The organism is Bradyrhizobium sp. CCBAU 53421, from assembly GCF_015291625.1.
Lineage (GTDB): Bacteria > Pseudomonadota > Alphaproteobacteria > Rhizobiales > Xanthobacteraceae > Bradyrhizobium.
Window position 1 is genome coordinate 168,223 of record NZ_CP030047.1, and the last position, 25,146, is coordinate 193,368.

General features: G+C 65.5%; 26 protein-coding genes. 10 read left to right on the forward strand and 16 right to left on the reverse strand.

What is annotated here, in order from left to right; translation table 11 throughout:
* Positions 1 to 65 precede the first annotated feature (65 nt).
* Positions 66 to 818, forward strand: a complete 753-nt coding sequence (locus tag XH92_RS00765) for a sulfate transporter family protein (protein WP_194457536.1) — start codon at positions 66 to 68, stop codon at positions 816 to 818.
* Here the strand turns inward: XH92_RS00765 and XH92_RS00770 are convergent.
* The 6 genes from XH92_RS00770 to nth form a co-directional block, all read right to left on the reverse strand.
* Entirely contained in the window at positions 815 to 2,317 is a 1,503-nt protein-coding gene (locus XH92_RS00770) for a DHA2 family efflux MFS transporter permease subunit (protein WP_246788642.1), read from the reverse strand. The two genes, XH92_RS00765 and XH92_RS00770, sit on opposite strands and share 4 nt — an antisense overlap.
* Before the next feature lie 62 nt (positions 2,318 to 2,379).
* A complete protein-coding gene (locus XH92_RS00775; RefSeq protein WP_194457538.1) occupies positions 2,380 to 2,892 on the reverse strand; it encodes an isoprenylcysteine carboxyl methyltransferase family protein in 513 nt (170 codons plus the stop codon).
* Positions 2,889 to 3,950: a type III polyketide synthase gene (locus XH92_RS00780; RefSeq protein WP_194457539.1), complete on the reverse strand. Its 1,062-nt coding sequence runs from the start codon at positions 3,948 to 3,950 to the stop codon at positions 2,889 to 2,891. Before XH92_RS00780 ends, XH92_RS00775 begins: the two co-directional genes overlap by 4 nt.
* 133 nt (positions 3,951 to 4,083) lie before the next feature.
* Positions 4,084 to 5,712: an MFS transporter gene (locus XH92_RS00785; protein ID WP_194457540.1), complete on the reverse strand. Its 1,629-nt coding sequence runs from the start codon at positions 5,710 to 5,712 to the stop codon at positions 4,084 to 4,086.
* A complete protein-coding gene (locus XH92_RS00790; protein WP_246788643.1) occupies positions 5,699 to 6,781 on the reverse strand; it encodes an HlyD family secretion protein in 1,083 nt (360 codons plus the stop codon). The genes XH92_RS00785 and XH92_RS00790 overlap by 14 nt, the downstream gene beginning before the upstream one ends.
* Positions 6,782 to 6,916: 135 nt before the next feature.
* The gene (nth, locus tag XH92_RS00795; RefSeq protein WP_194457541.1) at positions 6,917 to 7,702 is read right to left on the reverse strand and encodes an endonuclease III; all 786 of its coding nucleotides are present in this window, start codon (positions 7,700 to 7,702) and stop codon (positions 6,917 to 6,919) included.
* A gap of 22 nt (positions 7,703 to 7,724) precedes the next feature.
* On the opposite strand from nth, the gene XH92_RS00800 reads away from it, so the two are divergent.
* Together XH92_RS00800 and XH92_RS00805 are read left to right on the forward strand one after the other, a co-directional pair.
* Complete coding sequence (locus XH92_RS00800; RefSeq protein WP_194457542.1) at positions 7,725 to 8,297, forward strand: DUF2244 domain-containing protein; 573 nt, start codon at positions 7,725 to 7,727, stop codon at positions 8,295 to 8,297.
* Positions 8,298 to 8,354: 57 nt separating this feature from the next.
* Positions 8,355 to 9,251 carry a bifunctional helix-turn-helix domain-containing protein/methylated-DNA--[protein]-cysteine S-methyltransferase gene (locus tag XH92_RS00805; protein ID WP_194461048.1) on the forward strand — a complete coding sequence of 299 codons (897 nt, stop codon included), beginning with the start codon at positions 8,355 to 8,357 and terminating at the stop codon, positions 9,249 to 9,251.
* 143 nt (positions 9,252 to 9,394) lie between these two features.
* On the opposite strand, the gene XH92_RS00810 is transcribed toward XH92_RS00805, so the two are convergent.
* The 8 genes from XH92_RS00810 to dnaK all read right to left on the reverse strand — a co-directional run bounded on the left by XH92_RS00810 (position 9,395) and on the right by dnaK (position 16,724).
* A complete protein-coding gene (locus XH92_RS00810) occupies positions 9,395 to 10,018 on the reverse strand; it encodes a 2,3-bisphosphoglycerate-dependent phosphoglycerate mutase (RefSeq protein WP_194457543.1) in 624 nt (207 codons plus the stop codon).
* 145 nt (positions 10,019 to 10,163) lie between these two features.
* The gene (dapB, locus tag XH92_RS00815; RefSeq protein ID WP_194457544.1) at positions 10,164 to 10,976 is read right to left on the reverse strand and encodes a 4-hydroxy-tetrahydrodipicolinate reductase; all 813 of its coding nucleotides are present in this window, start codon (positions 10,974 to 10,976) and stop codon (positions 10,164 to 10,166) included.
* Between the two features lie 157 nt (positions 10,977 to 11,133).
* Positions 11,134 to 11,430 (reverse strand): DUF1330 domain-containing protein, encoded by a 297-nt coding sequence (locus XH92_RS00820; protein ID WP_194457545.1) that lies wholly within the window; start codon positions 11,428 to 11,430, stop codon positions 11,134 to 11,136.
* Positions 11,431 to 11,453: 23 nt separating this feature from the next.
* Positions 11,454 to 12,176 carry an orotidine-5'-phosphate decarboxylase gene (gene pyrF / locus XH92_RS00825; RefSeq protein ID WP_194457546.1) on the reverse strand — a complete coding sequence of 241 codons (723 nt, stop codon included), beginning with the start codon at positions 12,174 to 12,176 and terminating at the stop codon, positions 11,454 to 11,456.
* A gap of 6 nt (positions 12,177 to 12,182) precedes the next feature.
* Entirely contained in the window at positions 12,183 to 12,761 is a 579-nt protein-coding gene (locus XH92_RS00830; RefSeq protein WP_194457547.1) for an NADPH-dependent FMN reductase, read from the reverse strand.
* Positions 12,762 to 12,809: 48 nt separating this feature from the next.
* Positions 12,810 to 13,412, reverse strand: a complete 603-nt coding sequence (locus XH92_RS00835; protein WP_194457548.1) for a class I SAM-dependent methyltransferase — start codon at positions 13,410 to 13,412, stop codon at positions 12,810 to 12,812.
* Between the two features lie 100 nt (positions 13,413 to 13,512).
* Positions 13,513 to 14,640: a molecular chaperone DnaJ gene (dnaJ, locus tag XH92_RS00840; RefSeq protein ID WP_194457549.1), complete on the reverse strand. Its 1,128-nt coding sequence runs from the start codon at positions 14,638 to 14,640 to the stop codon at positions 13,513 to 13,515.
* A 182-nt stretch (positions 14,641 to 14,822) separates the two neighbouring features.
* Positions 14,823 to 16,724, reverse strand: a complete 1,902-nt coding sequence (gene dnaK, locus XH92_RS00845) for a molecular chaperone DnaK (protein WP_194457550.1) — start codon at positions 16,722 to 16,724, stop codon at positions 14,823 to 14,825.
* A gap of 589 nt (positions 16,725 to 17,313) precedes the next feature.
* Here dnaK and XH92_RS00850 point away from each other — a divergent pair.
* The 4 genes from XH92_RS00850 (at position 17,314) to XH92_RS00865 (ending at position 20,428) form a co-directional block, all read left to right on the forward strand.
* Positions 17,314 to 18,249: a hypothetical protein gene (locus tag XH92_RS00850; RefSeq protein ID WP_194457551.1), complete on the forward strand. Its 936-nt coding sequence runs from the start codon at positions 17,314 to 17,316 to the stop codon at positions 18,247 to 18,249.
* 95 nt (positions 18,250 to 18,344) lie between these two features.
* Complete coding sequence (gene pncA, locus XH92_RS00855; protein WP_194457552.1) at positions 18,345 to 19,055, forward strand: bifunctional nicotinamidase/pyrazinamidase; 711 nt, start codon at positions 18,345 to 18,347, stop codon at positions 19,053 to 19,055.
* Between the two features lie 24 nt (positions 19,056 to 19,079).
* On the forward strand, positions 19,080 to 19,934 hold the full coding sequence (locus XH92_RS00860; protein WP_194457553.1) for an AraC family transcriptional regulator: 855 nt from the start codon (positions 19,080 to 19,082) through the stop codon (positions 19,932 to 19,934).
* A 68-nt stretch (positions 19,935 to 20,002) separates the two neighbouring features.
* Complete coding sequence (locus XH92_RS00865) at positions 20,003 to 20,428, forward strand: VOC family protein (protein WP_194457554.1); 426 nt, start codon at positions 20,003 to 20,005, stop codon at positions 20,426 to 20,428.
* Positions 20,429 to 20,473: 45 nt separating this feature from the next.
* Here XH92_RS00865 and grpE read toward each other — a convergent pair whose 3' ends face one another.
* Both grpE and hrcA read right to left on the reverse strand, forming a co-directional pair.
* Entirely contained in the window at positions 20,474 to 21,079 is a 606-nt protein-coding gene (grpE, locus tag XH92_RS00870) for a nucleotide exchange factor GrpE (protein ID WP_194457555.1), read from the reverse strand.
* A gap of 163 nt (positions 21,080 to 21,242) precedes the next feature.
* Entirely contained in the window at positions 21,243 to 22,331 is a 1,089-nt protein-coding gene (hrcA, locus tag XH92_RS00875) for a heat-inducible transcriptional repressor HrcA (protein WP_029081002.1), read from the reverse strand.
* A 196-nt stretch (positions 22,332 to 22,527) separates the two neighbouring features.
* On the opposite strand from hrcA, the gene rph reads away from it, so the two are divergent.
* Genes rph through hemW form a run of 3 tightly spaced genes read left to right on the forward strand, consistent with a single transcriptional unit; the run spans position 22,528 to position 25,032 of the window.
* Positions 22,528 to 23,241 (forward strand): ribonuclease PH, encoded by a 714-nt coding sequence (gene rph, locus XH92_RS00880; protein WP_021078183.1) that lies wholly within the window; start codon positions 22,528 to 22,530, stop codon positions 23,239 to 23,241.
* Between the two features lie 11 nt (positions 23,242 to 23,252).
* Complete coding sequence (gene rdgB / locus XH92_RS00885) at positions 23,253 to 23,888, forward strand: RdgB/HAM1 family non-canonical purine NTP pyrophosphatase (protein ID WP_194457556.1); 636 nt, start codon at positions 23,253 to 23,255, stop codon at positions 23,886 to 23,888.
* Positions 23,875 to 25,032, forward strand: a complete 1,158-nt coding sequence (gene hemW / locus XH92_RS00890) for a radical SAM family heme chaperone HemW (protein WP_194457557.1) — start codon at positions 23,875 to 23,877, stop codon at positions 25,030 to 25,032. Before rdgB ends, hemW begins: the two co-directional genes overlap by 14 nt.
* Positions 25,033 to 25,146: the final 114 nt, after the last annotated feature.

Below are 25,146 nucleotides of genomic sequence, written 5' to 3' on the forward strand. Positions count from 1 at the left end.
GGCACTTGCCGAAGCCATATTGGGTGGCTACCTCTCGCTCGTCAATTTGCAGAGGTAACCCGGTCATGTTCGACGCCGCCGTCAAGGCGCTTTCGCAAATCCTGTCGCCGCCGATGCGCACGATCCTGTGGCGCTCGATCGGGCTTGCGCTGGTGCTGATCACCGTGCTGGCGATCGGATTGCAGCGGCTGCTGAGCTGGTTTGCCGACGCCGGCGAGGTCTGGGCCGAAGGCATGCTCGGCCCCAGCTTCCATTCCACGCTGCACGTACTGTCCTGGATCATCTCGATTTCGGCGGGCCTTGGCGTCGTGCTCGGCGGCATCTTCCTGATGCCCGCGATCACCTCGCTGGTGGCGAGCCTGTTCGTCGACGACGTCGCCGACCATGTCGAGCGCGAGCACTATCCGGCCGACCATCCCGGCACGGCGCTGCCGGTCACGCTCGCGACCATCGAGGGCGTCAAGACGGCACTGCTCACCGTCCTGGTCTACCTGGTCGCGCTGCCGTTCGTGCTGTTTGCGGGCGCGGGCTTCATCATCTTCTTCATCGCCACCGCCTGGCTGCTCGGCCGCGAATACTTCGAGCTCGCGGCGATGCGCTTCCGCTCGCCTGATGACGCCAAGGCGATGCGCAAGGAGAATGCGGCGACCGTGTTCACCGCGGGCCTGTTCATCGCGGCCTTCGTCTCGATCCCGATCGTCAACCTTGCGACGCCGCTGTTCGGGATGGCGTTCATGGTGCACATGTACAAGCGGCTGTCCGGCCCGCGGCGCGAGCTGATCGAACCGGTGCGGCGAAGCAACGTGCCTTCGATCTAGGCCGCATCCCGAGGCACCTGCACCGATGCAGGCGTCCGATCGCGCGCCAATGGCACCAGCAGAAACCCGACAATAGCCACGCAGGCGAGCATCGCCCATGCCTCGTTGACGCTGAGCGCGAGCGATGCCCGCTCGACCAGCGGCCGGACAAACGCTACCGCCGCCTCGTCCGGCGGTCCCGGCGGACGGTTGATCAGCAACATCGGATCGAGGCCGATCGCCTGTGCCGCGTTGAGATCGCCTGCCAGCAGGCGTGCACGAAAATCCTCACCATAAATTGGGCTTCGCCCGTAGAGGATCGTATCGATCAAGGCGATCCCGATCGCGCCACCCAGATTGCGCGTCAGGTTGAACAGTCCGCTGGCGTCGGCAACCTCTGCCTCCGGCAGGGTGCCCAACGCAATGCGCGTCGGCGGCAGCAGGCAGAACATGATCGCGACGCCGCGCACGATCTGCGGCCAGAACATCTCGCCGAAATCCGCCGTGCGGGGCTGAAAAGCGCTCAAGCCGAGGCCGAGCGCGAACAAGGCGAAGCCCGCGCTCGTCAGCGCAAGCGCGCCGAGGCGGCTTTCGAGGATCGCCGCCAGCGGCGCGGCGACGAGCTGCGCAACCCCCGTGACCAGCATGATGGTGCCGATCTCGAACGCATCATGGCGGCGGACGAAGCCGAGGAAGACCGGCATCAGATAGGTCGATCCATAGAGGCCGATGCCGAGGCAAAAGCTCAGGGCGCAACCGATCGCGAACGAACGCCGCTTGAAGAGCGTCAATCGCGCGATCGGATCGGCCGCGCCGAGCGTGCGCCGGACCAGCAGCGCCATCCCGGCCATGCCTCCGGTCAGCAGGCTGAGGCAAAGCATCGAGGCCCAACCGCGCTGCGGTGCTTCCTTCAGGCCGATCATGAGGCTTGCAAGCACGGCTGCGAGCAGGACCAGCGACCATGCGTCCAGTCTGGCGAACGCGCGGAGGTTCACGCCCTGCTTCGGAAGCAGCAACGGCGTGACCGTGGCTGCAATCGTTCCCGGAACCAGGTTGATCAGGAACAGCCACGGCCATGACCAGGTCTGCGTGATCCAGCCGCCGACCACAGGTCCAACCGTCGGCGCGAGCACCGCGACGACACCACCGATCGTGGTAGCTACGGCATGAAGCCGTGCTGGGAACAGCATGAACACGGCCGAGAACACCGCGGGGATCAGCACGCCGCCGGAAAATCCCTGCAGCACGCGAAACACCAGCAGCACGGCAAAGCCACCGCTGAAGGCGCAGCCGAGCGAGGCGACCGTGAACAGGCTCACGGCGATCGCGAACAGCCATCTGAGCGACAGCGCATGGGTGAACAATCCGGTCAGCGGGATCGCGATCACCTCCGCGATCAGATAGGCGGTCTGGATCCAGCTCATCGCGGAAGGCGAGATCGCGAGCGCACGCTGAATCGTCGGCAGCGACGTCGCCACCACCTGGATGTCGAGGATCGCCATGAACATGCCGAGGCACATCAGGAGGAAGCCTGCCCAGGTCGCCGCCGATGGGCTGTCGGTTGGATGATCCGCGGGGTCGCTCATGGCGTGCTGACGCGCGGCCAGTCCGCAACCACGAGGGCACGGCTCTCGGCGCGAACTCGGATCGCAAGCACCGCGAGATTGAGCGCGGTGAAGATCAGCGCCAATACCGGCAGATGCAATGCAAGCGGAAGCAACGCGATTTCACCGACGACGACGGCATAGTTTGGATGCGGAAAATATCGGTACGGCCCGGATGCGACCAGCGGCGCGCCCGGCAAGACGATGATCCGCGTGGTCCAGCGCGACCCGAGCGCTGCGAGGATCCATAGCCGCAAGCCTTGCAGCAACAGAAAAGCCGCAAGCATGGCCAGGTTGACATCCTGGTTGCCGCCCCAGATCCACAGCGCGGTCAGCCAGGCTGCGTGAACCAGCACAATGAGCGGGTAGTGACCAGCACCGACCTCGATCGCACCGCGCGCCAGCAGCCGCGCCGTGTTGTGGCGTGCCAGCGCGAGCTCGCCGAGCCGCTGCAAGGTGACCAGCGCAAGGATGACCGGAGCAAGGCTCATGCCGCGTGCCTGAGCGCAACGCAGCTGAGCGTGAAGCCGGGCCCGAGCGCCGTGAGCAGCGAGCGCGGCGGCAAACCCCTGGCGCGGGCGCGTTCGAGCACGAAGAGAACCGTCGGGGCCGACATGTTGCCGCAAGCCGCGATGACGTCGCGCTCGTGATCGAGCGTGCCCTGGTCGAGCGCGAGCGCCCGCTCCAGCGCGGCGATCACCTTGGCGCCGCCCGGATGGCAGAGGAAGCGGTCGATGTCTTCGGCCGTCAGCTCCATCCGCGCCAGGATTTCGCTGACGGCCGGCCCGACATGGTCGCGGACGAAATCCGGAATGGTGCGTTGAAAGACGACGCCGAAGCCTTCCGGATCGACCGTCCAGCCCATGATGCCGAGCGTATCCGGCCACAGCTTTTCGCCGGTCGCCTCGACCCGCGTCGCGCCGCCGTCGCCGGCGCGCAGCACGATCGCCGCGGCGCCATCGCCGAACAGGCTGGCGGCAACGATGTTCGCCTTGGTGAGCTCGTCATGGCGGACCGCGAGCGTGCAGAGCTCGAGCGCGACCAGCAGCACGTTCGCGCCCGGCCGCGCCTGCGCCAGCCGCGCCGCGATCGACAGGCCCGACACGCCACCCGCGCAGCCGAGGCCGAACACCGGCACGCGCGACACATCGGTCCGCAGGCCGAGCTTGCCGGCGACGCGCGCCTCCAGCGTCGGCGTCGCGATACCCGTCGAGCACACCGTGACCACGATATCGATGTCGCTGCCGGTCAAGTCGGCACGGGTGATCGCCTTGCGGGCGGCATCGACGAACAGCGCCTCCGCGCCTTCCAGGAACGCCTGCGTCCGCTCCGGCCAGCCGCGCCGTTCGAGATACCATTCGATCGGCTTCACACCGTAGCGATGCTGGATGCCGGTGTTGACGAACAGGCTGGAGAGTGTCTCGAATTCGGGATAACGGTCGGCGAGAAGGTTGCGCGCGGCTTGCAGGACTTGTCCCTGATGGAACAGATGCGGTGGAACCGCCGTCGCCATGGAAACAAGCGCGGCCGTCTGCTTGGTCTCGATCATCGTGGCTCCAAGTTCCCCCGGTTGTGGAACCACGCGACGTGCAAAATATTTCAGACGCCCGCGAGATAGCTGGAGCGTCGCATTCACTATAAATTGACTCCAGCGGCGCTAGCCGCGCCGGGCCGCTCGCAAATCAGGAAGCGGCGGCGTCTTGCTTGCGCAGCATGTTCCTCACGAAGCCAAGCGGCGCCGGCGACAGTGGACCCTGCGGCGCCCGCGTGATCAGCGCGACCAGGAACAGCGCCAGGATCGCCAGCCAGAAGCACAGCCAGAAGCCGTCGATGTAGGCGAGCGTGTTGGCCTCGCGCTGCACGAGGGCCGCGAGCGTACCGACCGCGCGCCCCGTCGCCGCTCCGACGCCATGGCCGGAAAATTCGCCCGCCAATCGCTTCAGCAGGTTCACGACGTCGACATCGCCGCTCTGGACGTGCTGTCCGAGATAGTTCGAATGGATCTGCTCGCGGACCCGCAGCCAGGTCCCCATCAGGGCGATGCCGATCTCGGCGCCGCCGAGCCGCATGATCTGGATATAGGCCGCGAATGCCGTCGCCCGCGACGGATCGGAATTGGACAGCGCCATGATGATGATCGGCAAAAGCGTAAGCGCCTGCCCGACCGACGTGAGCAGGACGATGCCGACGAAGTCCTCGCGCGCCCAGACGTGGCTCAGCTGCGTGCCCCAGAGATTGGCGGCGGCGAATGCCGAGAACCCGAGCACCACGACGATGCGCGGATCGAGGTGGCGGAGCAGCAGGATCGAGATCGGCACCAGCACGAACATCGGCAGTGCGCCGTAGGTGAACAGCAGCGCGCCCGACTGTTCCGGCCGCAGCGCGCCGACGCTGCCGAGGAAATTCGGCACCAGCGACGAGTTCGACAGGCTGGTCAGCGTGTAGAGCAGGATGACGATCAGCGAGAGCCCGATATTGCGCGAGAACAACACGTTGAAATGTGCCCAGGGCCGGCGCGCGACCATCTCGTTGATCATGAAGGCAACGATCAACAGCCCGCCGCCGATCAGGAGCGCCATCACGGTGCCCGAGGACAGCCAGTCCAGCCGGTTGCCCTGATCGAGCCCGGCATAGACCATCGACACCCCGGCGCCGAGCAGCAGCATACCGCCCCAATCGGCATGGTGCAGCAGATCGCGATTGACCGGCTCGTTCGGCGTGCCGAGATACACCATCAAGCCCATCAGCGGCGCGACCACGACGCCCTGCCAGTACAGCCACTGCCAGCCGAGATGCTCGACATAGAAGCCGACCAGCGAGCTCGATGAATCCAGCGCGAAGCCGACCCGGATCGAATACATTGCGATCGCCGGCACCCACCAGCGGATCGGCAGGTTGCGCAGGATGATCATCAAGGTCGCCGGCACGAAGGTGCCGAGCAGCATGCCGTGCGCGATGCTGAGCACGATCAGCGTGGTGTAGTCGTGCACGAATGGAATGGTCAGCGAGACCACGGCGTAAACCAGGCTCGGAATCCCGAGCACGCGGCGCAGGCCGAACACGGTGGCGAGCCAGGCCACCGCGGGTGCGATGAAGATCTGGGAACCGATCGCCGCCGTCGAAAGCCAGGCGCCCTCGTCGAAGGTAAGCGAGAACGCGCCGCGCAGGTCGGGCAGACCAACCGTGGTCAGGCGGCTGTCGAAATTCGCCAGGAACGCGCCGAGCAGCACGGCGACGACGGCGAACAGCGGATAGCGCGCGACATCTCCGCGCGAGACCGGGCCGCTGTTACGGTCGTCATTTTCCGCCATTGGCGACCGCCTCGCCGGTGTTGATCCGCGTCACCACCGACATGCCCGGCAGCAGGCGCTCGAGCAGCGGCTGGCCCTTGTCGAACTGGATGCGCACCGGGATGCGCTGCACCACCTTGGTGAAATTGCCGGTGGCGTTGTCGGGCGGCAGCAGCGCGAATTGCGATCCGCTCGCCGGCGCGATGCGCTCGACGACGCCGCGCAGCGTCTGACCGGAGAATGTGTCCACGGTGACCTCGACCGGCTGGCCCGGCCTGACGTTGGTCAGCTGGGTCTCCTTGTAGTTGGCGATCACATAGACATTCGGCAGCGGCACGACATTGACCAGATTGGTGCCGATGTTGACGTAATCGCCCGGCTGCACCTGGCGCTCGCCGGTGATGCCGTCGAACGGCGCGGCGATCCTGGTGTAGCCGAGTTTGAGCTTGGCCGATGCCAGCAGTGCCTTGGCGGCGTCGAGATCGGCGGCACGCTGCTTCTTGGTGCCTTGCAGGACCTCGAGCTGATGGCGCTGCGCGGCGATCACCGCACGGCTGGCCTGCACGTCGGCCTCCGACTTGGCGTAGGATGCGGTGGCCTGCTCGAGCCGCTGCCGCGTGCCGGCGTCGGTTTGCGACAGCGACTGCTGACGCTCTTGCTCCTGACGTGCCAGGGTCTGCTGCGCCTCCGCAGACAGCCGCGAGGCCTCGGCCTGCGCGATGGTCGCATATTGCAGCTCGACCTGGTTGTTGAGGTTGTCGAGCGCGGCCTGCGCGCCGACCACACCCGCCTCGGCCTGCGCAACCTGCGCCTGATAGTCGGCAGGATCGATCTGCACCAGCAGATCACCGGCCTTGACGCGCTGGAAATCGGAGACGGCGACGGTCAGCACCTCGCCCGAGACGCGGCTGGAAAGCTGGGTGAGCTCGGCCCGGACATAGGCATCATCTGTGGTCTGGATTTTGGCGCTGCCGACCCACGCGTTCCAGCGCGAGGTCGCCACAACGACGAAGGCGAGCGCGACGAGCACCGCAAACAGCGGAATGGCGAAGCGGCCCCAGAAGCCCTTGGTCGCAGATTTCGGTGTCACTGGCGCCGTCGCCGGAGCAAGAGCCGGCTGGGTGACCCGTGAGGCACCGTCTTGAACCTGCTCAGTCACACTACACTCCTCAGTCACGCACCGGAACGCCGGACGAGCCTAATAACACATGATGACGATCATGGCTTAGACGGTCTTCTCCGGCCACCGGCAAAGATCATTGATCAGACAGACATCGCAACGCGGACCGCGGGCGAGGCAGGTATAGCGGCCGTGCAGGATGAGCCAATGATGGGCGTGCAGCATGAATTCGGTCGGGATCACCTTCTCCAGTCCCAGCTCGACCTCGAGCGGCGTCTTGCCGGGCGCGAGGCCGGTGCGGTTGCCGACGCGAAACACGTGGGTGTCGACCGCCATCGTGTGTTCGCCGAACGCCATGTTGAGCACGACATTCGCGGTCTTGCGGCCGGCACCGGGCAATGACTCGATCTCGGCACGGGTGCGCGGCACCTCGCCGCCGAATTCGGCGATCAGCTTCTCGGACAGCGCGATGACGTTCCTGGCCTTGTTGCGATAGAGCCCGATGGTCTTGATGTAGTCGCGCACTCTGTCTTCGCCGAGCTCAAGCATCTTCTCCGGCGCGTCGGCGACCGCGAACAGCGCCCGCGTCGCCTTGTTGACGCCGGCGTCGGTTGCCTGCGCCGACAGCACCACCGCGACCAGCAGCGTGTAGGGGTTGAGATGCTCGAGCTCGCCCTTCGGCTCGGGATTGGCTTTGCGGAACCGGTCGAAGGCCTCGTAGACCTCCTCCGCCGTCCATGGTTTTGGCTTTGCGGTTTTCTTGACGACCTTGGTCGTCGGCTTCCTTGCCGCGCGTTTGGACAGCGGCGTTGCCGCTTTCGCAGCTTTCTTCTTCGGCGCGGACCGAACGCTTGAGGTGCTGGCGCGTTGAGAGCGGATGATTTTGGCCATGAACGGGATATACTGATACGTCATGACCGCAGGCAACGACTTTGATCCGGGCCAAGACCCCAAGAAAGACCTCGGGGCCAATGACCTCGACGTCGATGCGCCCGAGGCTGAGCCGAAGCTGTTCTCGGCGCTGCTCACACCGCACCGCTCGCTCAACCGCACCGGCTTCATCGTGCTGATGTCGTTCGTCGCGGTGGTCAGCTTCGTCGCCGGCGCGGTGTTCTGGTGGCTCGGCGCCTGGCCGATCTTCGGCTTCTTCGGTCTCGACGCGCTGGTGATCTATTGGGCGTTCAAGGTCAATTTCCGTACCGCCAGGGCGAGCGAAGAGATCACCGTCACGCCGTCGGAACTGCGGGTGCGCCGGATCAGCCACCGCGGCCATGTGGCCGAATGGGTGCTCAATCCGCTGTGGGTGCGGTTCGAGCAGATCTCGCATGAGGAGTTCGGCATCGAGCGGCTTTATCTGGTGTCGCGGGGCCGCCGCGTCAGCGTCGGCAGCTTCCTCGGCCCGGACGAAAAGGCAAGCTTTTCCAAGGCCTTGACGGCCGCCTTGAACGCCGCGAAACGCGGTCCGACTTACAATCCCGTTCACTAGGCCAGCTTGTCAGAAATCGGGTGGTTTGGACGCGCCATGGCTCCTAAATCAGACACCATGATGACACTCGCCATACATGACCAGCGCCTGGCCAAGCCGGGCCTCCAGAGCGCCGCGCTGCGCGACTATGATTCGGTGCGGCGTGCCATCGCGTTCATCTCGGAGCACTGGCGCGCGCAGCCGACCATCGAAGCGATGGCCGATGCCGCCGCCGTCACGCCGGATGAACTGCACCATCTGTTCCGCCGCTGGGCCGGGCTGACGCCGAAGGCCTTCATGCAGGCGCTGACGCTCGATCACGCCAAGAACCTGCTGCGCGATTCCGCCAGCGTGCTCGATGCCGCACTCGACTCTGGTCTTTCAGGCCCGGGACGGCTGCACGATTTGTTCGTCACGCATGAGGCGATGTCGCCGGGCGAATGGAAGACCGGCGGCGGCGGCATGACGCTGCGCTACGGCTTCCATCCCTCGCCGTTCGGCACCGCGATCGTGATCGCAACGGACCGCGGGCTCGCGGGGCTTGCCTTCGCCGACCCCGGCGACGAGCAGACGGCATTTGCCGACATGAAGCGGCGCTGGCCGAACGCGACCTATGTCGAGGATACCGGCGGCACCACCGCATTGGCGCAACGGGTGTTCGATACAAGGCTGTGGCGGGCGGACCAGCCGCTGCGCGTCGTCCTGATCGGCACCGACTTCGAGGTGCGGGTGTGGGAAACGCTGCTCAAGGTCCCGATGGGCCGCGCGGTGAGCTATTCCGACATCGCCTGCAAGATCAACAGCCCGAAGGCCTCGCGCGCCGTCGGCGCCGCGGTCGGCCGCAATCCGGTGTCGTTCGTCGTCCCCTGCCACCGCGCACTCGGCAAGAGCGGCGCGCTGACCGGCTACCACTGGGGCATCACCCGCAAGCAGGCGATGCTGGGCTGGGAAGCCGGGCAGGTGGGCTTGCACTAAACCGACGCGCTCTTTCACCGTCACCCTGAGGTGCGAGCGGAGCGAGCCTCGAAGGGTCGATGGCCCGGCTGGTGGCCGTGCATCCTTCGAGGCTCGCAAGCGCTCGCACCTCAGGATGACGGGTCGACTATCGACCGCTTCGCTTACCCCGCCAGATCGACCTTCGACGCCACGGTGGAATCGGCGTTGAGCCGATAGACCACGGGGGCACCGGTCGCGAGTTCGCGCTTGAGGATCTGCTCCGGCGAGAGCTTCTCCAGCACCATGATCAGCGCGCGCAGCGAATTGCCGTGGGCGGCAATCAGCGTGCGCTGGCCGCGCAAGACGCCGGGCAGGATCTCCTGCACATAATAGGGCAACGTGCGCGCCAGCGTATCCTTCAAGCTCTCGCCGCCGGGCGGCGGCACGTCGTAGGAGCGGCGCCAGATCAGGACCTGGTCCTCGCCCCACTTCTTGCGAGCGTCGTCCTTGTTGAGGCCCGAGAGATCGCCGTAGTCGCGCTCGTTGAGCGCCAGATTCTTCGTGGTTGGCAGTCCGGTCTGACCGATCTGCTCCAGCATCAGCTTCAGCGTATGCTGCGCGCGGGTCAAATCGGACGTGAAGGCAACGTCGAACGACAGGCCCTGCGCCTTCAGCTTGCGGCCGGCGTCGTTGGCCTCGGCGATGCCCTGCTCGGTGAGGTCAGGATCCTTCCACCCGGTGAACAGGTTCTTCAGATTCCATTCGCTCTGACCATGACGAACGAGCACAAGAAGACGATCACTCATTTCAGATTCCGTTTTCGCTTGGCTGGATTTGATCTCGTCGAGCGGCAAAGCACGATGATATCTGGTTGAGTCAACATCGCGCTTTGGCTTCTCGTTTGAGCATGATCGTTTCGGAAAACCGCTTCACACTTTTCCGGATCATGCTCTAGTCACTCAACCCGAGAACGTCGGTCATCGAATACATGCCGGGCTTCTTGCCGTGCGCCCACAGCGCCGCCTTCAGCGCGCCCTGCGCGAACAGCGCGCGGTCCTCGGCATGATGCGACAGCGTGATGCGCTCGGAGGGGCCGGCAAAGATCACGCTGTGATCGCCGGCCGCGGTGCCGCCGCGCAGCGAGGCAAAGCCGATGTCGCCGGCGCGACGCGCGCCGGTCAGGCCGTCGCGGCCGCGCGCCGAATGCTGATCGAGCGCGATCTTGCGTCCCGCGGCGGCGGCTTCGCCGAGCATCAAGGCGGTGCCCGACGGCGCATCGATCTTGGACTTGTGATGCATCTCGAGGATTTCGATGTCGAAGCTCTGGTCGAGCGACTGCGCGACGCGCTTGACCAGCGCCGCGAGCAGATTGACGCCGAGGCTCATATTGCCCGACTTCACCACTATGGCACGGTCGGTGACGCTGCGGATCACCGCATCGTCGGACTGCGACAGGCCGGTGGTACCGATGACGTGAACCAGGCCGCGCTCGGCCGCGATCGCGACATTGGCGATGGTCGCGGCCGGCACGGTGAAATCCAGGATGCCGTCGGCGTTCGCCGACATCGACCACAGATCGGCCGACAGCTTGACGTCGTTGGCAGGAAGGCCGGCGAGCACGCCGGCGTCCTTGCCGAGCAGCTCCGAGCCCGGCGCTTCCAGCGCGCCGACCAGCACCGCCCCCGGGGTTTCGGAAATCACCCGCGTCAGCGTGCGGCCCATTCGGCCGCCGGCTCCCGCAACGATCAAACGCATGTCAGCCATGGCTCACCTCTCACCGCCGTATAAAGCATGATCCGGCAAAGGGGAAACCGGTTTTCCCTCGCGACAAACGCGGAACGCGCTTGCGCGGGGATCATGCTTAAACGGCGATCATCGGCGGCTGTTCCGGCCGGCCGAACCGACGGCCCGGTGTCCGGACCTACGGGCTGTCGTGCCCCTCGATGATGATGAGATCGGCGATCGAGTGCGGCTGCCGCACCTTGATGTTGGCCTGGTATTCCGGCGAATTGTAGCAGGCGAGCGCGGTGGCGTAGTCCGGGAATTCGATCACGACGTTGCGCGAGCGGCTCTGACCCTCCACGCCGGTGAACTTGCCGCCGCGCACGATGAACTTGCCGCCGAACTTCTGGAAGATCGCCGGGTTGGCCGCCATGTAGGGCTTGTAGCCCTCCTCATTGTGAACGTCGACGCGTCCGATCCAGTATCCCTTCGCCATCTCTGTTCTCCCTTGTTGTTAGTTCAGGCGAGTGCCTGGGCGATCTCGGTGTGAATGGCTTCGGCGGCGGCCTTCGGATCGGCGGCTTCCATCACCGGACGGCCGACCACCAGATAGTCGGCGCCGGCGGCAATGGCGCGGGCCGGCGTCATGATGCGTTTCTGGTCGCCGGTCGCCGAGCCCGCGGGACGGATGCCCGGTGTCACGAGGTTCATCCGATCGCCGACGATCTTGCGCAGGGCGGCAGCTTCCTCGGGCGAGCTGACGAGGCCGTCGACACCGAGCGCCTGCGCCTGCCTGGCCCGTGCTTCGACGAGATCGGAGACGTTGAGGCGATAGCCCGCCGCGTGCAGGTCGCTGTCGTCGTAGGAGGTCAGCACCGTCACCGCGAGGATCTTCAGGGCCGAACCCGCGCGCGCCTCGGCCGCTGCCTTCATGGTCTGCGGATAGGCGTGCACGGTGAGAAAGGTCGCGCCGAGAGCGGCGACGCTTTCGACGCCGCGCGCGACGGTGTTGCCGATGTCGTGCAGCTTGAGATCGAGAAAGACCTTCTTGCCGCTGCCTGCGAGCTGCTTCGCCAGGACAAGGCCGCCGGCATAACCGAGCTGATAGCCGATCTTGTAGAAGGTGACGGCGTCGCCAAGCCTGTCGATCATCGCCTCGGCGCTTGCGACCGACGGCAAATCGAGCGCCACAATCAACCGGTCTCTTGGAGCGATCCCTGGAGCGGTCTTGGCTGGCTGCATGTCACCTCACATCATGCGTTGGGAATGGTCGATCAGCTGGCGCACCAGCGCCCGCATCGTGTCGATGTCGGCCTGGTGCTTCAGACGATCCATATCGTCATAGGCCTGCTCGGCGAATGACAGCGCGAGCTGGTTCGGGATCACGGCGGCATGGCACGCGGTCAGGATCAGGCGCAGCGCCGCCAGCGCGCGGGTACCGCCGAGCCGGTTGCCGGACGCCGCTGCGATCGCAAAGGCGCGGCCGTGGAACACCTGGCCGCGGGCCTCGTGCTGATCCTGCACGCGGCTGACCCAGTCGATCGTGTTCTTCACCAGCGCCGGCACCGAGGAGTTGTATTCCGGCGTCACGAACAGCACGCCATGATGGGCGCCGATCATCCGCTTCAGATTGACGGCGTGCTGCGGCACGCCTGATTTGGCCTGCAGGTCGCCGTCATAGATCGGCAGCGGGAAATCGCCGAGCGAGATCCGGGTGACGTCGGCCCCGAGCTGCGCGAGCTCATGCGCCAGCACGGCGGCGAGCTTCGCATTGAGCGAGCCCGATCGAAGCGATCCCGGGATCACGAGGATTTTCAGCGCGGACATTTTGAAATCGCAGGTACAGGTCGCACCCAGCGCGACGGCGCTGGAAGCTCAGCCCTTGCGATACACCCAGACCCGCGCGGGCGGAAGGTTCATCCAGATCCGCTCGGAGGCCTCTGTGGACACGCCGGGCAGCGACTTTGGAATCGGAGGCGCCACCGAATAGGTGAACTGGACGAACGGCGCACCGGGCGCGAGTGCCAGGAAGGCGTCGCGGACCAGCTTCAGGCGGGTCAGCATCGGCTTGGTGACCAGCGGCAGGCCGGAGACCACGGCGGAGGCCGGCGTCTTCAGGACGTCCCACAGCGTATCGCGAAGCCGGTAGGCGTCGCCCTGGACCACCTTGGCTTGCGGATAGCGTTCGCGCAGCAAGGCACAGAAGCCGGGATTGTATTCGACCAGGACGAGACGCTTTTGATCGACACCGTGCTCGATCAGCGCATTGGTGATCGGCCCGGTGCCGGGTCCAAGTTCGACAACCGGCCCGTCGGCTTCAGGATCGACATATTGCGCCATGGTGCGCGCAAGCAGCCGTCCGGACGGCATCACCGCGCCCATATGCAGCGGCTTCTCGATCCATGAACGGAGGAAACGAACCTCGTCGTCGAGACGGAGGGGCTTCTTCGACGCACGCACGGACGATTGCAGAGGCATGTCGCTACCAGGCGGGACCGCGCACAATCGAGCGGTTGTCAGAAAACGGTCATAAACACGTATAGATCGAAGTCGTTACGGTCAAGCATAACGACTGCGGCTAGACGGAGCGGCTTCCGAAGAAGTCCTTGACCTTAGAGAAGAAACCCGCTGCCTCCGGTTGTGTTGCGCCGGACGAGAGTTTTTCGAACTCCATCAGCAATTCTTGCTGCTTCTTGGTCAGATTCTGCGGCGTTTCGACCACGACCTGGACATACATGTCGCCGGTCTGGCGCGAGCGGAGCACCGGCATACCCTTTGATGCGATGCGGAATCGGCGGCTGGACTGGGTCCCGGCCGGCACCTTCACCTTGGTCTTGCCCTTGTCGATGGTCGGCACCTCGAACTCGCCGCCGAGGGCTGCGGTCACCATCGAGATCGGCACGCGGCAGTGCAGGTCGGCGCCGTCGCGCTGGAAGAACTGGTGGGTGGTCAGCGACAGGAAGATGTAGAGGTCGCCGGGCGGGCCACCGCGAACACCGGCCTCGCCTTCGCCGGCGAGACGAATACGGGTGCCGTCCTCGACTCCCGGAGGAATGTTGACCGATAGCGTGCGCTCGCGCGTCACCCGGCCGGAACCGGCGCAGGAGGTGCAGGCGTCCTCGATCATCTGGCCGCGGCCCTGACAGCCGGGGCAGGTCCGCTCCAGCGTGAAGAAGCCCTGGGCCTGCCGGATACGGCCGGCGCCGCCGCAATGCGAGCAGGTCTTCGGCTTGGTGCCGGCCTTGGCGCCGGTGCCGGAGCAGGATTCGCAGGTCACCGAGACCGGAATCTCGATCTGCGCGGTCTTGCCCTGGAAGGCCTCCTCGAGCGTGATCTCCATGTTGTAGCGCAGGTCGGCACCGCGTTCGCGGCCACCGCCGCGGCGCTGCCCGGCCATGCCGAACAGATCCTCGAAGATGTCGGAGAAGGACGAGGCGAAGCCGGCGCCGAAGCCGGGACCGCCGCCGCCCATGCCCTGCTCGAAAGCGGCATGGCCGAAGCGGTCGTAGGCGGCGCGCTTGTCGCCGTCCTTCAATACCTCATAGGCTTCGTTGATTTCCTTGAACCGGACCTCGCTGCTGGCGTCGCCCGGATTCTTGTCCGGATGCCATTTCATTGCGAGCTTGCGGAAAGCCGATTTCAGCTTGGTCTCGTCCGCGTTCCGCTCGACCTCGAGGGTCTCGTAATAGCAGCGCTTGGTGGACATCCTTCAATTCCGTCCGAAGTTCATCGCGATCGCCAAAGATTGCGCCAGAGACTGCGCTGAGGATTGCGTCAAGGATTGCGCCTGTCTGGAAGATGCAGCGATCGCCTTAAAGAAAAATGACCCCCACTCCTCCGAGACGCGTCGCGTGCTCTTTGGTGTGAGGGTCATGATCGCAAACCCGCTTAGGCAGACTTCTTGTTGTTCTTGTCGTCGTCGACCTCGGTGAACTCCGCGTCGACAACGTCGTCCTTCGCAGCGTCCTTGGCCGCATCGGCCTCGGCCTGCTGCTTGTACATGGCCTCGCCGAGCTTCATCGAAGCCTGCGCCAGCGTGTTGGTCTTGGCCTTGATGGCCTCGGCGTCGTCGCCCTTCAGCGCTTCCTTGAGGTCGCTGACGGCGTCTTCGATCGCGCGACGGTCGGTGTCCGGGATCTTCGAGCCGTGCTCGGCCAGGGCCTTCTCGGTCGAATGAACCAGGCCGTCGGCATGGTTCTTGGCGTCGACCGCCTCGCGGCGCTTCTTGTCCTCGGCCGCATTGGCCTCGGCGTCCTTGACCATCTTGTCGATGTCGGCCTCGGACAGACCGCCGGATGCCTGGATCCGGATCTGCTGTTCCTTGCCGGTCGCCTTGTCCTTGGCCGAGACGTTGACGATGCCGTTGGCGTCGATGTCGAAGGTCACCTCGATCTGCGGCATGCCGCGCGGAGCCGGCGGAATGCCCATCAGGTCGAACTGGCCGAGCATCTTGTTGTCGGCCGCCATTTCACGCTCGCCCTGGAAGACGCGGATGGTGACGGCGCCCTGATTGTCTTCGGCCGTCGAGAACACCTGGCTCTTCTTGGTCGGGATCGTGGTGTTGCGGTCGATGATGCGGGTGAACACGCCGCCCAGCGTCTCGATGCCCAGCGACAGCGGGGTCACGTCGAGCAGCAGCACGTCCTTGACATCGCCCTGCAGCACGCCGGCCTGGATCGCAGCACCGATCGCGACGACTTCGTCGGGATTGACGCCCTTGTGCGGCTCCTTGCCGAAGAACTGCTTCACGACTTCCTGGATCTTCGGCATGCGGGTCATGCCGCCGACCAGCACCACTTCGCCGATCTCACCGGCGGTCAGGCCGGCATCCTTCAGCGCCTTGCGGCACGGCTCGATGGTCTTCTCGACGAGGTCGGCCACCAGCGCCTCGAACTTGGCACGGGTCAGCTTCATCGTCAGATGCTTCGGACCGGTCTGGTCCGCCGTGATGAACGGCAGGTTGATTTCGGTCTGCGTGGTCGACGACAGCTCGATCTTGGCCTTCTCAGCGGCTTCCTTCAGGCGCTGCAAAGCAAGCTTGTCGTTGCGCAGGTTGATGCCCTGCTCCTTCTGGAACTCGTCGGCGAGATAGCCGACCAGGCGCATGTCGAAATCTTCACCGCCGAGGAAGGTGTCGCCGTTGGTCGACTTCACCTCGAACACGCCGTCGCCGATCTCGAGGATCGAGACGTCGAAGGTGCCGCCGCCGAGGTCGTACACGGCGATCGTGCCGGACTTCGACTTGTCGAGACCGTAGGCGAGCGCGGCAGCCGTCGGCTCGTTGATGATGCGCAGCACTTCGAGACCGGCGATCTTGCCGGCGTCCTTGGTGGCCTGACGCTGCGCGTCGTTGAAATAGGCAGGAACCGTGATGACCGCCTGCTCGACCTTCTGGCCGAGATGCGCCTCAGCGGTCTCCTTCATCTTCTGCAGGATGAAGGCCGAGACCTGCGAGGGCGAATAGGTCTTGCCGTCGGCTTCGACCCAGGCATCGCCGTTCGATGCTTTGACGATCTTGTAGGGAACGAGCTTCTTGTCCTTCTCGACCATCGGGTCGTCGTAGCGGCGGCCAATGAGGCGCTTCACCGCAAAGAACGTACGCTCGGGATTGGTCACCGCCTGGCGCTTCGCCGGCTGGCCGACGAGGCGCTCGCCATCGTCAGTGAAAGCAACGATCGACGGCGTCGTTCGCATGCCCTCGGCATTCTCGATCACCTTGGCGTTCTTGCCATCCATTACGGCGACGCACGAATTCGTGGTGCCGAGGTCGATCCCAATGACCTTACCCATGGTTTTGATATCCTCTTTGCTACGGCAGGTTGGTTGGGCCCTGACGGCGCTCCGTACCGAACCCCCAGACGTTCACATACTCGCGATATTGCGACGGTGAGCCTGATATAGGAGAGAGGGTCCTGCCCGCAAGGACTGGCCGCAACGTTGAGGCCTGAAAAGACTGACGTTTGAAAGATTGTGTCAGCCCGGCCGCGGGGCCGGTTCAAGCCCCCGGCGAGCCCGAGCCAAGTTAACAAATCGGCAATGATGCCGCCCGCGGTCGACCGCAAACCTCCGCAGCGCGACGTCAGCGCTGTTGAGTGAACGCTCACAAACGTCGTATGCGAGAGCGGCGCACGGGTCGGGGGCGCGCTGTTTGGCCGCTGGCGGCCTCAGGTGAGCGTGCTCTGGGACATGCCAGGAAACTGGAAAGTACCTGCCAATCAAGGCGAAAAGCCCATGGAATCGAGCCTGCGGGCCGGAAGCGGAGATTTGGCGGCCTGTTGCAGGGCCATCAAAACCGCTAAAAGCGGTCCGACTGAAAGAGGCCATCCAGCCCTGCACCGGCCCCGTTGCGCGGCCACCAAGCAAAACCGGTAGATCCCCCATGACGTCTTTTCGAGTTCTCGTTGCGGTTGCCTTGCTGATTGCCGCCACCTGTCGTGGCTTTGCCGCCGACGTGGTGTTTCCGCCGGGCGCGCATGTCGGGATGAAACCGCTGGTGGGCCTCGTCCGCGCCAAATCGTTCATCGGCTTCGAGACCGAGGATCAGGGCGTCAAGGTCCTGATCGCCGACCTGCCGGCGGACGCCTACAACGAGGTCGTGACCGCCTTCAAGACCAACCCCGCCGGCACCGGAAACATCAAGCCCGAGAGCCTCGAGACGCCGGCCGGCCTCGCCTACTACACCGTGGAGAGCGCCCGCGACGGCGCCAGCAATGTGCGGCGCTATTCCATGATCCTGCCGGGGCCGACCTTCTCCGGCTATGTCGCGGTCCAGGTGCCGGAGAACGCGAGCAAGATCTACACCGACGACGCCGTCCGGCAGATGTTCGCCTCCGCCGAAATCCGCAAGGAGGTGCCGGTCGACGAGCAGCTCGGCATGATGCCGTTCAAGGTCACCGAGATCGGCAGCTTCAAGAATATCCGCATGCTGGCGCCGGGCGCGGCGCTGCTGATGGCCGACGGCGACGAGAAGAGCCTTGAGACCAAGCCCTTCATGCTGCTCGGCGTCATCGGCTCGGCGCCGGCCACGCCCGATGATCGCGGCCGCTTTGCCCAGCAGATCGCCACCACGATCCCCGGCGTGCGCGACGGACGGATCACCATGTCCGAACCGATCCGGATCGACGGCCAGCCCGGCTTCGAGACCCGGATCGACGCCGTCAGCGGCAAGGACAACACCCCGGTGACCATCGTGCAGTGGCTGCGGTTCGGCGCGCAGACATCGGTGCGGATCATCGGCAGTTCGCCGCGCACCGATTGGGAGACCGCCTTCCCGCGCTTCCGCGCGGTCCGCGATGGCATCCAGCCGCGCGGCTGATCGGCCGCCCGCAGCCCGATAGGAAAAATCCCGCTTTCGTCGTTCGCCGAACGGAACTAGCCTCCTCGCGCGGTATCAAAGCGAGGAGGGGCGCGATGTTGGATCGACGACAGATAGTTGCAGGCCTCGGCACGTTGGCGCTTGCGACCCTGATTCCCAAGAGTCTCTGGGCGGCTGCGATCAAGCCCGACGACGGCTCCGCGCTGCTCGTGATCGACGTGCAGAACTGCTTCCTGCCCGGCGGCAGCCTCGCGGTGAAGGACGGCGAGCAGGTGGTGCCTGTCATCAACAAGATCGCCAAGAGCTTTGCCAATGTGGTGATGACCCAGGACTGGCACACGCCCGGGCACGTTTCGTTTGCCTCGGTCCATGAAGGCAAGAAGCCGTTCGAGACCATCGACCTTGCCTACGGCAAGCAGGTGCTGTGGCCGGACCACTGCGTGCAGGGCACCGACGGCGCCGCGCTGTCGAAGGAACTCGCGATCCCGCAGGCCGAGCTGATCATCCGCAAGGGTTTTCACAAGGACGTCGACAGCTACTCCGCCTTCACCGAAGCCGACGGCAAGACCACCACGGGGCTTGCCGCCTATCTGAAGGCGCGCAACGTCGAGCGGGTTTTCGTCGCCGGGCTCGCCACCGATTTCTGCGTGGCATGGACCGCGCTCGATGCGCGCAAGGCCGGCTTCGAAACCTATGTCGTGGAAGACGCCTGCCGCGGCATCGACACGCAGGGATCGCTGGCCAAGGCCTGGGCCGACATGGACAAGGCCGGCGTCAAGCGCATCCAGTCGTCGGATATCGGGTAAGACGCTGCCTCGCGGGAGATCCGCATGGCCGAGCCTGCGGCGCCCGCCGAATTCGACTTCGCCTGGCGTCCGCCATCGCCGCGGATGGCGGGCCTGATTGTCGGGATCACGGGCTATCGCGAGACGGCCCCGGGCCGGTTCTTCCACCGCCAGACCGCGCCGCTCATTGTGCCCTTCATCGTCAGCTTCGGTTCGCCCTATCTGATCGCGCTGGCGCGCCAGCCCGGACCGTCCGACCTTCAGCTCAGCTTCACCGCGGGACTGCACGCCGGACCCGTCAACATCGAGTCCGACGGCCGCGCCGAGTCCGTGCAAATGGATTTCACGCCGCTCGGCGCCTATCGCTTCTTCGGAGGTGCGATCACCGAGCTCGTCGGGCGCATGGTCGATATTGGCGATGTGCTGGGCCACGACGCGCGGCGGCTCCGCGATCAGCTCGGAGCCGAGCCGTGCTGGCAGCACCGCTTCGATCTGCTCGAGGATTTCGTGTTGCGCCGCCTTGGCCGCGAACCGTCGGACGAGATCGCATTTGCCTATCGACAATTGGCGCGGTCGGGGGGTGGCGCGCGGATTGCGGCGATCGCGTCCGAGATCGGGTGGAGCCGCAAGCACCTGGTCGACCGGTTCAGGTCCGAGCTCGGACTGGCACCCAAGCCGCTCGCACGCATGATGCGCTTTCATCAGGCCTGCCGGCTCGCGCAGTCCGGCACGGCACGCGGCTGGGCCGCGATCGCCGCGGAGAGCGGCTACGCCGACCAGGCCCACCTCGCCCGCGAATTCGTCGAATTCGCCGGGGAGCCACCGACCGCCTGGGCGCGCCGGCTCGCAATGACCGATGGCCGGCTGGCTCATTCCGGCGACCTGCAGGCTGACGGGTAACAAACCTTCAAGCCGAAGCCGAATTGCCTCGTGCAGATTGGCGCCATCAGCCAAGGAGGTAAGCCGCCATGACGCACGACATCGAACCGCCCCGCATCTACCCGACCCTGCGCTGCAAGGACGCCGAGGCGATGATCGGCTGGCTCAAAGCTGTGATCGGATTCACCGAGCACGTGGTCTACCGCGACGGCGGCGTGATCCATCACGCCGAACTCGCTTACGGTTCCTCGATGCTGATGCTGGGCCAGAGCCGCGACGATGCCTATGGCGGGCTGGTCGGCGATCTCACCGGCCGCCGCACCGATTCAATCTACATCGCCGTCGACGATCCCGACGCCCTGCATGCGAAGGCGAGAGCGGCGGGCGCAAAGATCGAAATGGAACTGCGTGACACCGATTATGGCAGTCGCGATTTCGCCTGCCGCGATCCGGAGGGAAATCTCTGGAGCTTCGGCACCTATTGGCCGAAGGCGCATGAGAAGCCGCTGCCGTGAAGCCACGACAGCGCGCTCACACCTTCGCAGTCAAAGCCTGACGGATCAGACCGTGATATCGGCGTTCGGGGCGGCCTTGGCGCCGCCCTTGGAGACGCCGACCAGCGCCGGACGCAGAATGCGCTCGCCGATCATGTAGCCGGCCTGCACGACCTGCACCACCGTGCCCGACGGCACCGAGGTGTCCGGCACCTCGAACATCGCCTGCTGGAAGTTCGGATCGAACTTCTCGCCGATCGGATCGAACTTCTTCACGCCGTTCTTCTCCAGCGCGTTGAGCAGCGAGCGCTCGGTCAGCTCGACGCCTTCGATCAGCGCCTTCAGGCCGGGATCGGCGGCTTCCTTGGTCTCGGCCGGCACGGCGTCGAGCGCGCGCTGCAGATTGTCGGCGATATCGAGCACGTCGCGGGCGAAGCCGGTGATGCCATAGGTCTTGGCGTCGGCAACCTCGCGGCGGGTGCGCTGACGGAGGTTCTCCATCTCGGCCAGCGTGCGCAGCGTGCGGTCCTTCGCCTCGGCGAGTTCCTTGGCCAGCGCCTCGGCCGATCCCACCTCGGGATCGTCAGGCATGATGTAGGGCTTCGAGACCACGGGCTCACCCGTCGGCGCCGAATTCTCGGTGTTGTCATTGGCCCGGTTCGGATCGGTCATGGCTTGCCTTCTCGAAAACTCGCGTCGGTTCAAATCTTGGGGATTGCTGCCCGGCATATCGTGCTTGAGCGGCGAAAATCAAGCGCAACATGCCGGTTTCGGGAACAGGGACCTCCGGTTCGGGTGAAGAAAACCCGTCAAATGAAAGCGAAATCGCCTCCGGTCAGCCACCCAGCATCTTGCTGACGATGCGCGCGGCATAGTCGACGGTCGGGATCACCCGTGCATAGTTCAGCCGCGTCGGTCCGATCACGCCGAGCACGCCGACGATCCGGCCCTGGGCGTCGCCATAGGGCGCGATGATGGTGGAGGAACCCGACAGCGAGAACAGCTTGTTCTCCGAGCCGATGAAGATCCGCACGCCCTCGCCGCGCTCGGCACGGCCGAGCAGATCGATCACGCCGCGCTTGGTCTCGAGATCGTCGAACAGCGACTTGATCCGCTCGAGATCGTCCAGCGCATGCAGATCCTCAAGCAGATTGGCGTGACCGCGCACGATCAGCTGGCGGTCCTCGTTGGCGCCGCCGGACCAGCTCGCGATGCCGGCCGCGACGACCTTTTGCGTGAGCTGATCGAGCTCGGCGCGGTTTTGCGTCAATGCCGTCTCGAGCTCGAGCCGGGCTTCGGCCAGCGTCCGGCCACGAATCCGCGCATTGAGGAAATTGGTCGCCTCTGTGAGGGCCGAGGACGGCACGCCCGGCGGCAACGCCAGCACCCGGTTTTCGACCTGGCCGTCTTCACCGACCAGCACGACCAGCGCCTTCTCCGGCTCCAGCCGCACGAATTCGATGTGCTTGAGCCGCGCGTTCGACTTCTGCGTCAGCACCACGGCCGCGGCACGGGTCAGCCCCGACAATTGCGTCAACGCCTCGCCAAGCGCCGCCTCGACCGATTGGGCACGGCCGACGGCAGCCAGCTGGGTCTGGATCGATTGCCGCTCGGCCTCGGTGAGGTCGCCGACCTGCATCAGGGCGTCGACGAAGAAGCGCAGGCCGAGTTCCGTCGGCAGCCGGCCGGCCGAGGTGTGCGGCGCATAGATCAGGCCGAGCTGCTCGAGATCCGACATCACATTGCGGACCGAAGCGGGCGACAGCGGTAATGCGATCAGGCGCGAGATGTTGCGCGAGCCCACCGGCTCGCCGGTCGCGAGATAGCTTTCGACGATTTGGCGAAAAATGTCGCGCGAACGCTCGTTGAGCTGGGCGAGCCCGGCATGCGGCGCGATCAGGCCTATCGGATCGTGGTGCGTCACACTCCAGTCCTTCACAATTGCCACCTAATTTGTCGCTCCCGGAGGCCGGTGACAAGCATGCATTCGCGCCCCCGGCACCGGACCCTGCCAGGGGCCGAAAACCCCCGCCAATACCCTTGCCAAAACCCTTGCCGCTGCCGCTTCCCCCTCCTACAAGCACGCCCAGCCCTATCTCTCGGATTTCTGGAGGATTTCCATGCGGCCAAGCCGCCGTGCGCCCGATGAACTGCGTCCCGTGTCGCTGGAACGCGGCGTCGTCAAATATGCCGAGGGTTCCTGCATGGTGAAGTTCGGCGACACCCACGTGCTGGTGACCGCCACGCTGGAAGAACGGTTGCCGCCATGGCTGAAGGGCCAGGGCCGCGGCTGGGTCACCGCCGAATACGGCATGCTGCCGCGCGCCACCCTGGAACGCACCCGCAGAGAGGCCTCCGCGGGCAAGCAGGGCGGCCGCACCGTCGAGATCCAGCGGCTGATCGGCCGCTCGCTGCGCGCGGCCGTCGATCTCGAGGCGCTCGGCGAGCGCCAGATCACGGTCGATTGCGACGTCATCCAGGCCGATGGCGGCACCCGCACCGCCTCGATCACCGGTGCCTGGGTGGCGCTGGCCGACTGCATCAACTGGATGAAGACCCGCAACATGCTGAAGACCAACGTGTTGCGCGACAACGTGGCGGCGATCTCCTGCGGCATCTACCAGGGCACGCCGGTGCTCGACCTCGACTATGCCGAGGACTCCGAGGCCGACACCGACGCCAATTTCGTGATGACCGGCGACGGCCGCATCATCGAGGTGCAGGGCACCGCCGAGAAGACGCCGTTCTCGCAAGACGAATTCCTGGCGCTGATGGCCCTGGCGCGCAAAGGTGTCGCGCGTCTGGTCGACTTGCAAAAGATCGCGGTGGCGTAGTCTGATTGGTCATGCACCGCCGAATCACCGGAAGGCTCGTCATCGCCACCCATAATCCCGGCAAGCTTGCCGAGATGCGGGAACTGCTGGCGCCGCACGGCGTCGAGGCGGTGTCGGCCGGCGAACTCGGCCTCGCCGAGCCCGAGGAGACCGGCAAGACCTTTCGGACCAACGCGGCGATCAAGGCGCTCGCGGCGGCGAAGGCTGCCGGACTGCCCGCCTTTGCCGACGATTCCGGCCTCGTGGTGGATGCACTCGACGGCGCACCCGGCATCTACTCGGCGCGCTGGGCCGGCGAAGGCAAGGATTTCATGGCGGCGATGACGCGGATCGAGCGCTTGCTGCAGGAGCGCGGCGCCACCGCGCCGGCGCAGCGCAAGGCGCATTTCGTCTCGGCACTGTGCGTGGCCTGGCCGGACGATCACCTCGAAGAGGTCGAGGCCCGGGCCGACGGAACCCTGGTCTGGCCGCCGCGCGGCACCGCCGGATTCGGCTATGATCCGGCGTTCCTGCCCGACGGTTACACGCGGACCTTTGGCGAGATGAGCAGCATCGAGAAGCACGGCCTGCCGCCGCTCGGACTCGGCCTGTCGCATCGCGCCCGCGCCTTCGTGAAGCTCGCGGAGATCTGCCTTGAGCCACGCTGAACGAGAAGCTTTCGGCGTCTACGTGCACTGGCCGTTCTGCCTGTCGAAATGCCCGTATTGCGATTTCAACAGTCACGTGCGCCACGCGCCGGTCGACGAGGCGCGCTTCGTGCGCGCGTTCGCCCGCGAGATCGAGACCACGGCCGCGCGGGTGCCGGGACGCGAGGTCTCCTCGATCTTCCTCGGCGGCGGCACGCCGTCGCTGATGCAGCCGCAGACCGTCGGCGCCGTGCTCGATGCGATCGGCAAGCACTGGCAGGTCTCGCGCGACGTCGAGGTCACGCTCGAGGCCAATCCGACCAGCGTCGAGGCGACGCGCTTCCGCGGCTATCGCGCAGCCGGCGTCAATCGTGTCTCGCTCGGCGTGCAGGCGCTGGATGATGCCTCGCTCAAGGCACTCGGCCGGCTGCACACCGCGCGCGAAGCGCTCGACGCGGTTGCGATCGCGCGAAGCGCATTCGACCGTTACTCGTTCGACCTGATCTACGCGCGGCCCGACCAGACGCCGCAGATGTGGGCCGACGAGTTGAAGCAGGCGATCTCGGAAGCGGCCGAGCATCTGTCGCTCTATCAGCTCACGATCGAGGAAGGCACGCCGTTCTTCGGGCTGCATGCCGCCGGCAAATTGCAGACCCCGGATGAAGCGACCGCGCGCGCGCTCTACGATGTGACGCAGGAGGTCTGCGCTCGGGAGGGACTGCCGGCCTACGAGATCTCCAACCACGCCCGCACCGGTGCCGAGTGCAAGCACAACCTCGTCTATTGGCGCGGTGAGGAATATGCCGGCATCGGCCCCGGCGCGCACGGCCGGCTCGACATCGATGGCGTCAGGCACGCGACCGCGACCGAGCGGCGCCCCGAGGCGTGGCTGTTGAACGTCGAGGAGCGCGGCCATGGCGTCGTCACCGATGACAGCCTCAACAGCGAAGAGCGCGCCGACGAATTTCTCTTGATGGGGCTGCGGCTCGCGGAAGGCATCGACCCCAAGCGCTATGCGAAGCTCTCGGGCCGAAAGCTCGACCCGCACCGGATCGCGATGCTGCGCGAGGAAGGCGCGATCGCCGTCGACGCCGACGGTCGGCTGCGCGTCACGAAATCGGGATTCCCGGTGCTCGACGCGGTCGTCGCGGATCTCGCCGCCTAGACCAGAGCGTTTTCGAGCGAAGTGGGCACCGGTTCGCGTGAAGAAAACGCGTCAAAACAAGAAGCTGCCAAAATATCGAAAACAACCCCATGCACAGTAGCCGGCGGGTGCCGG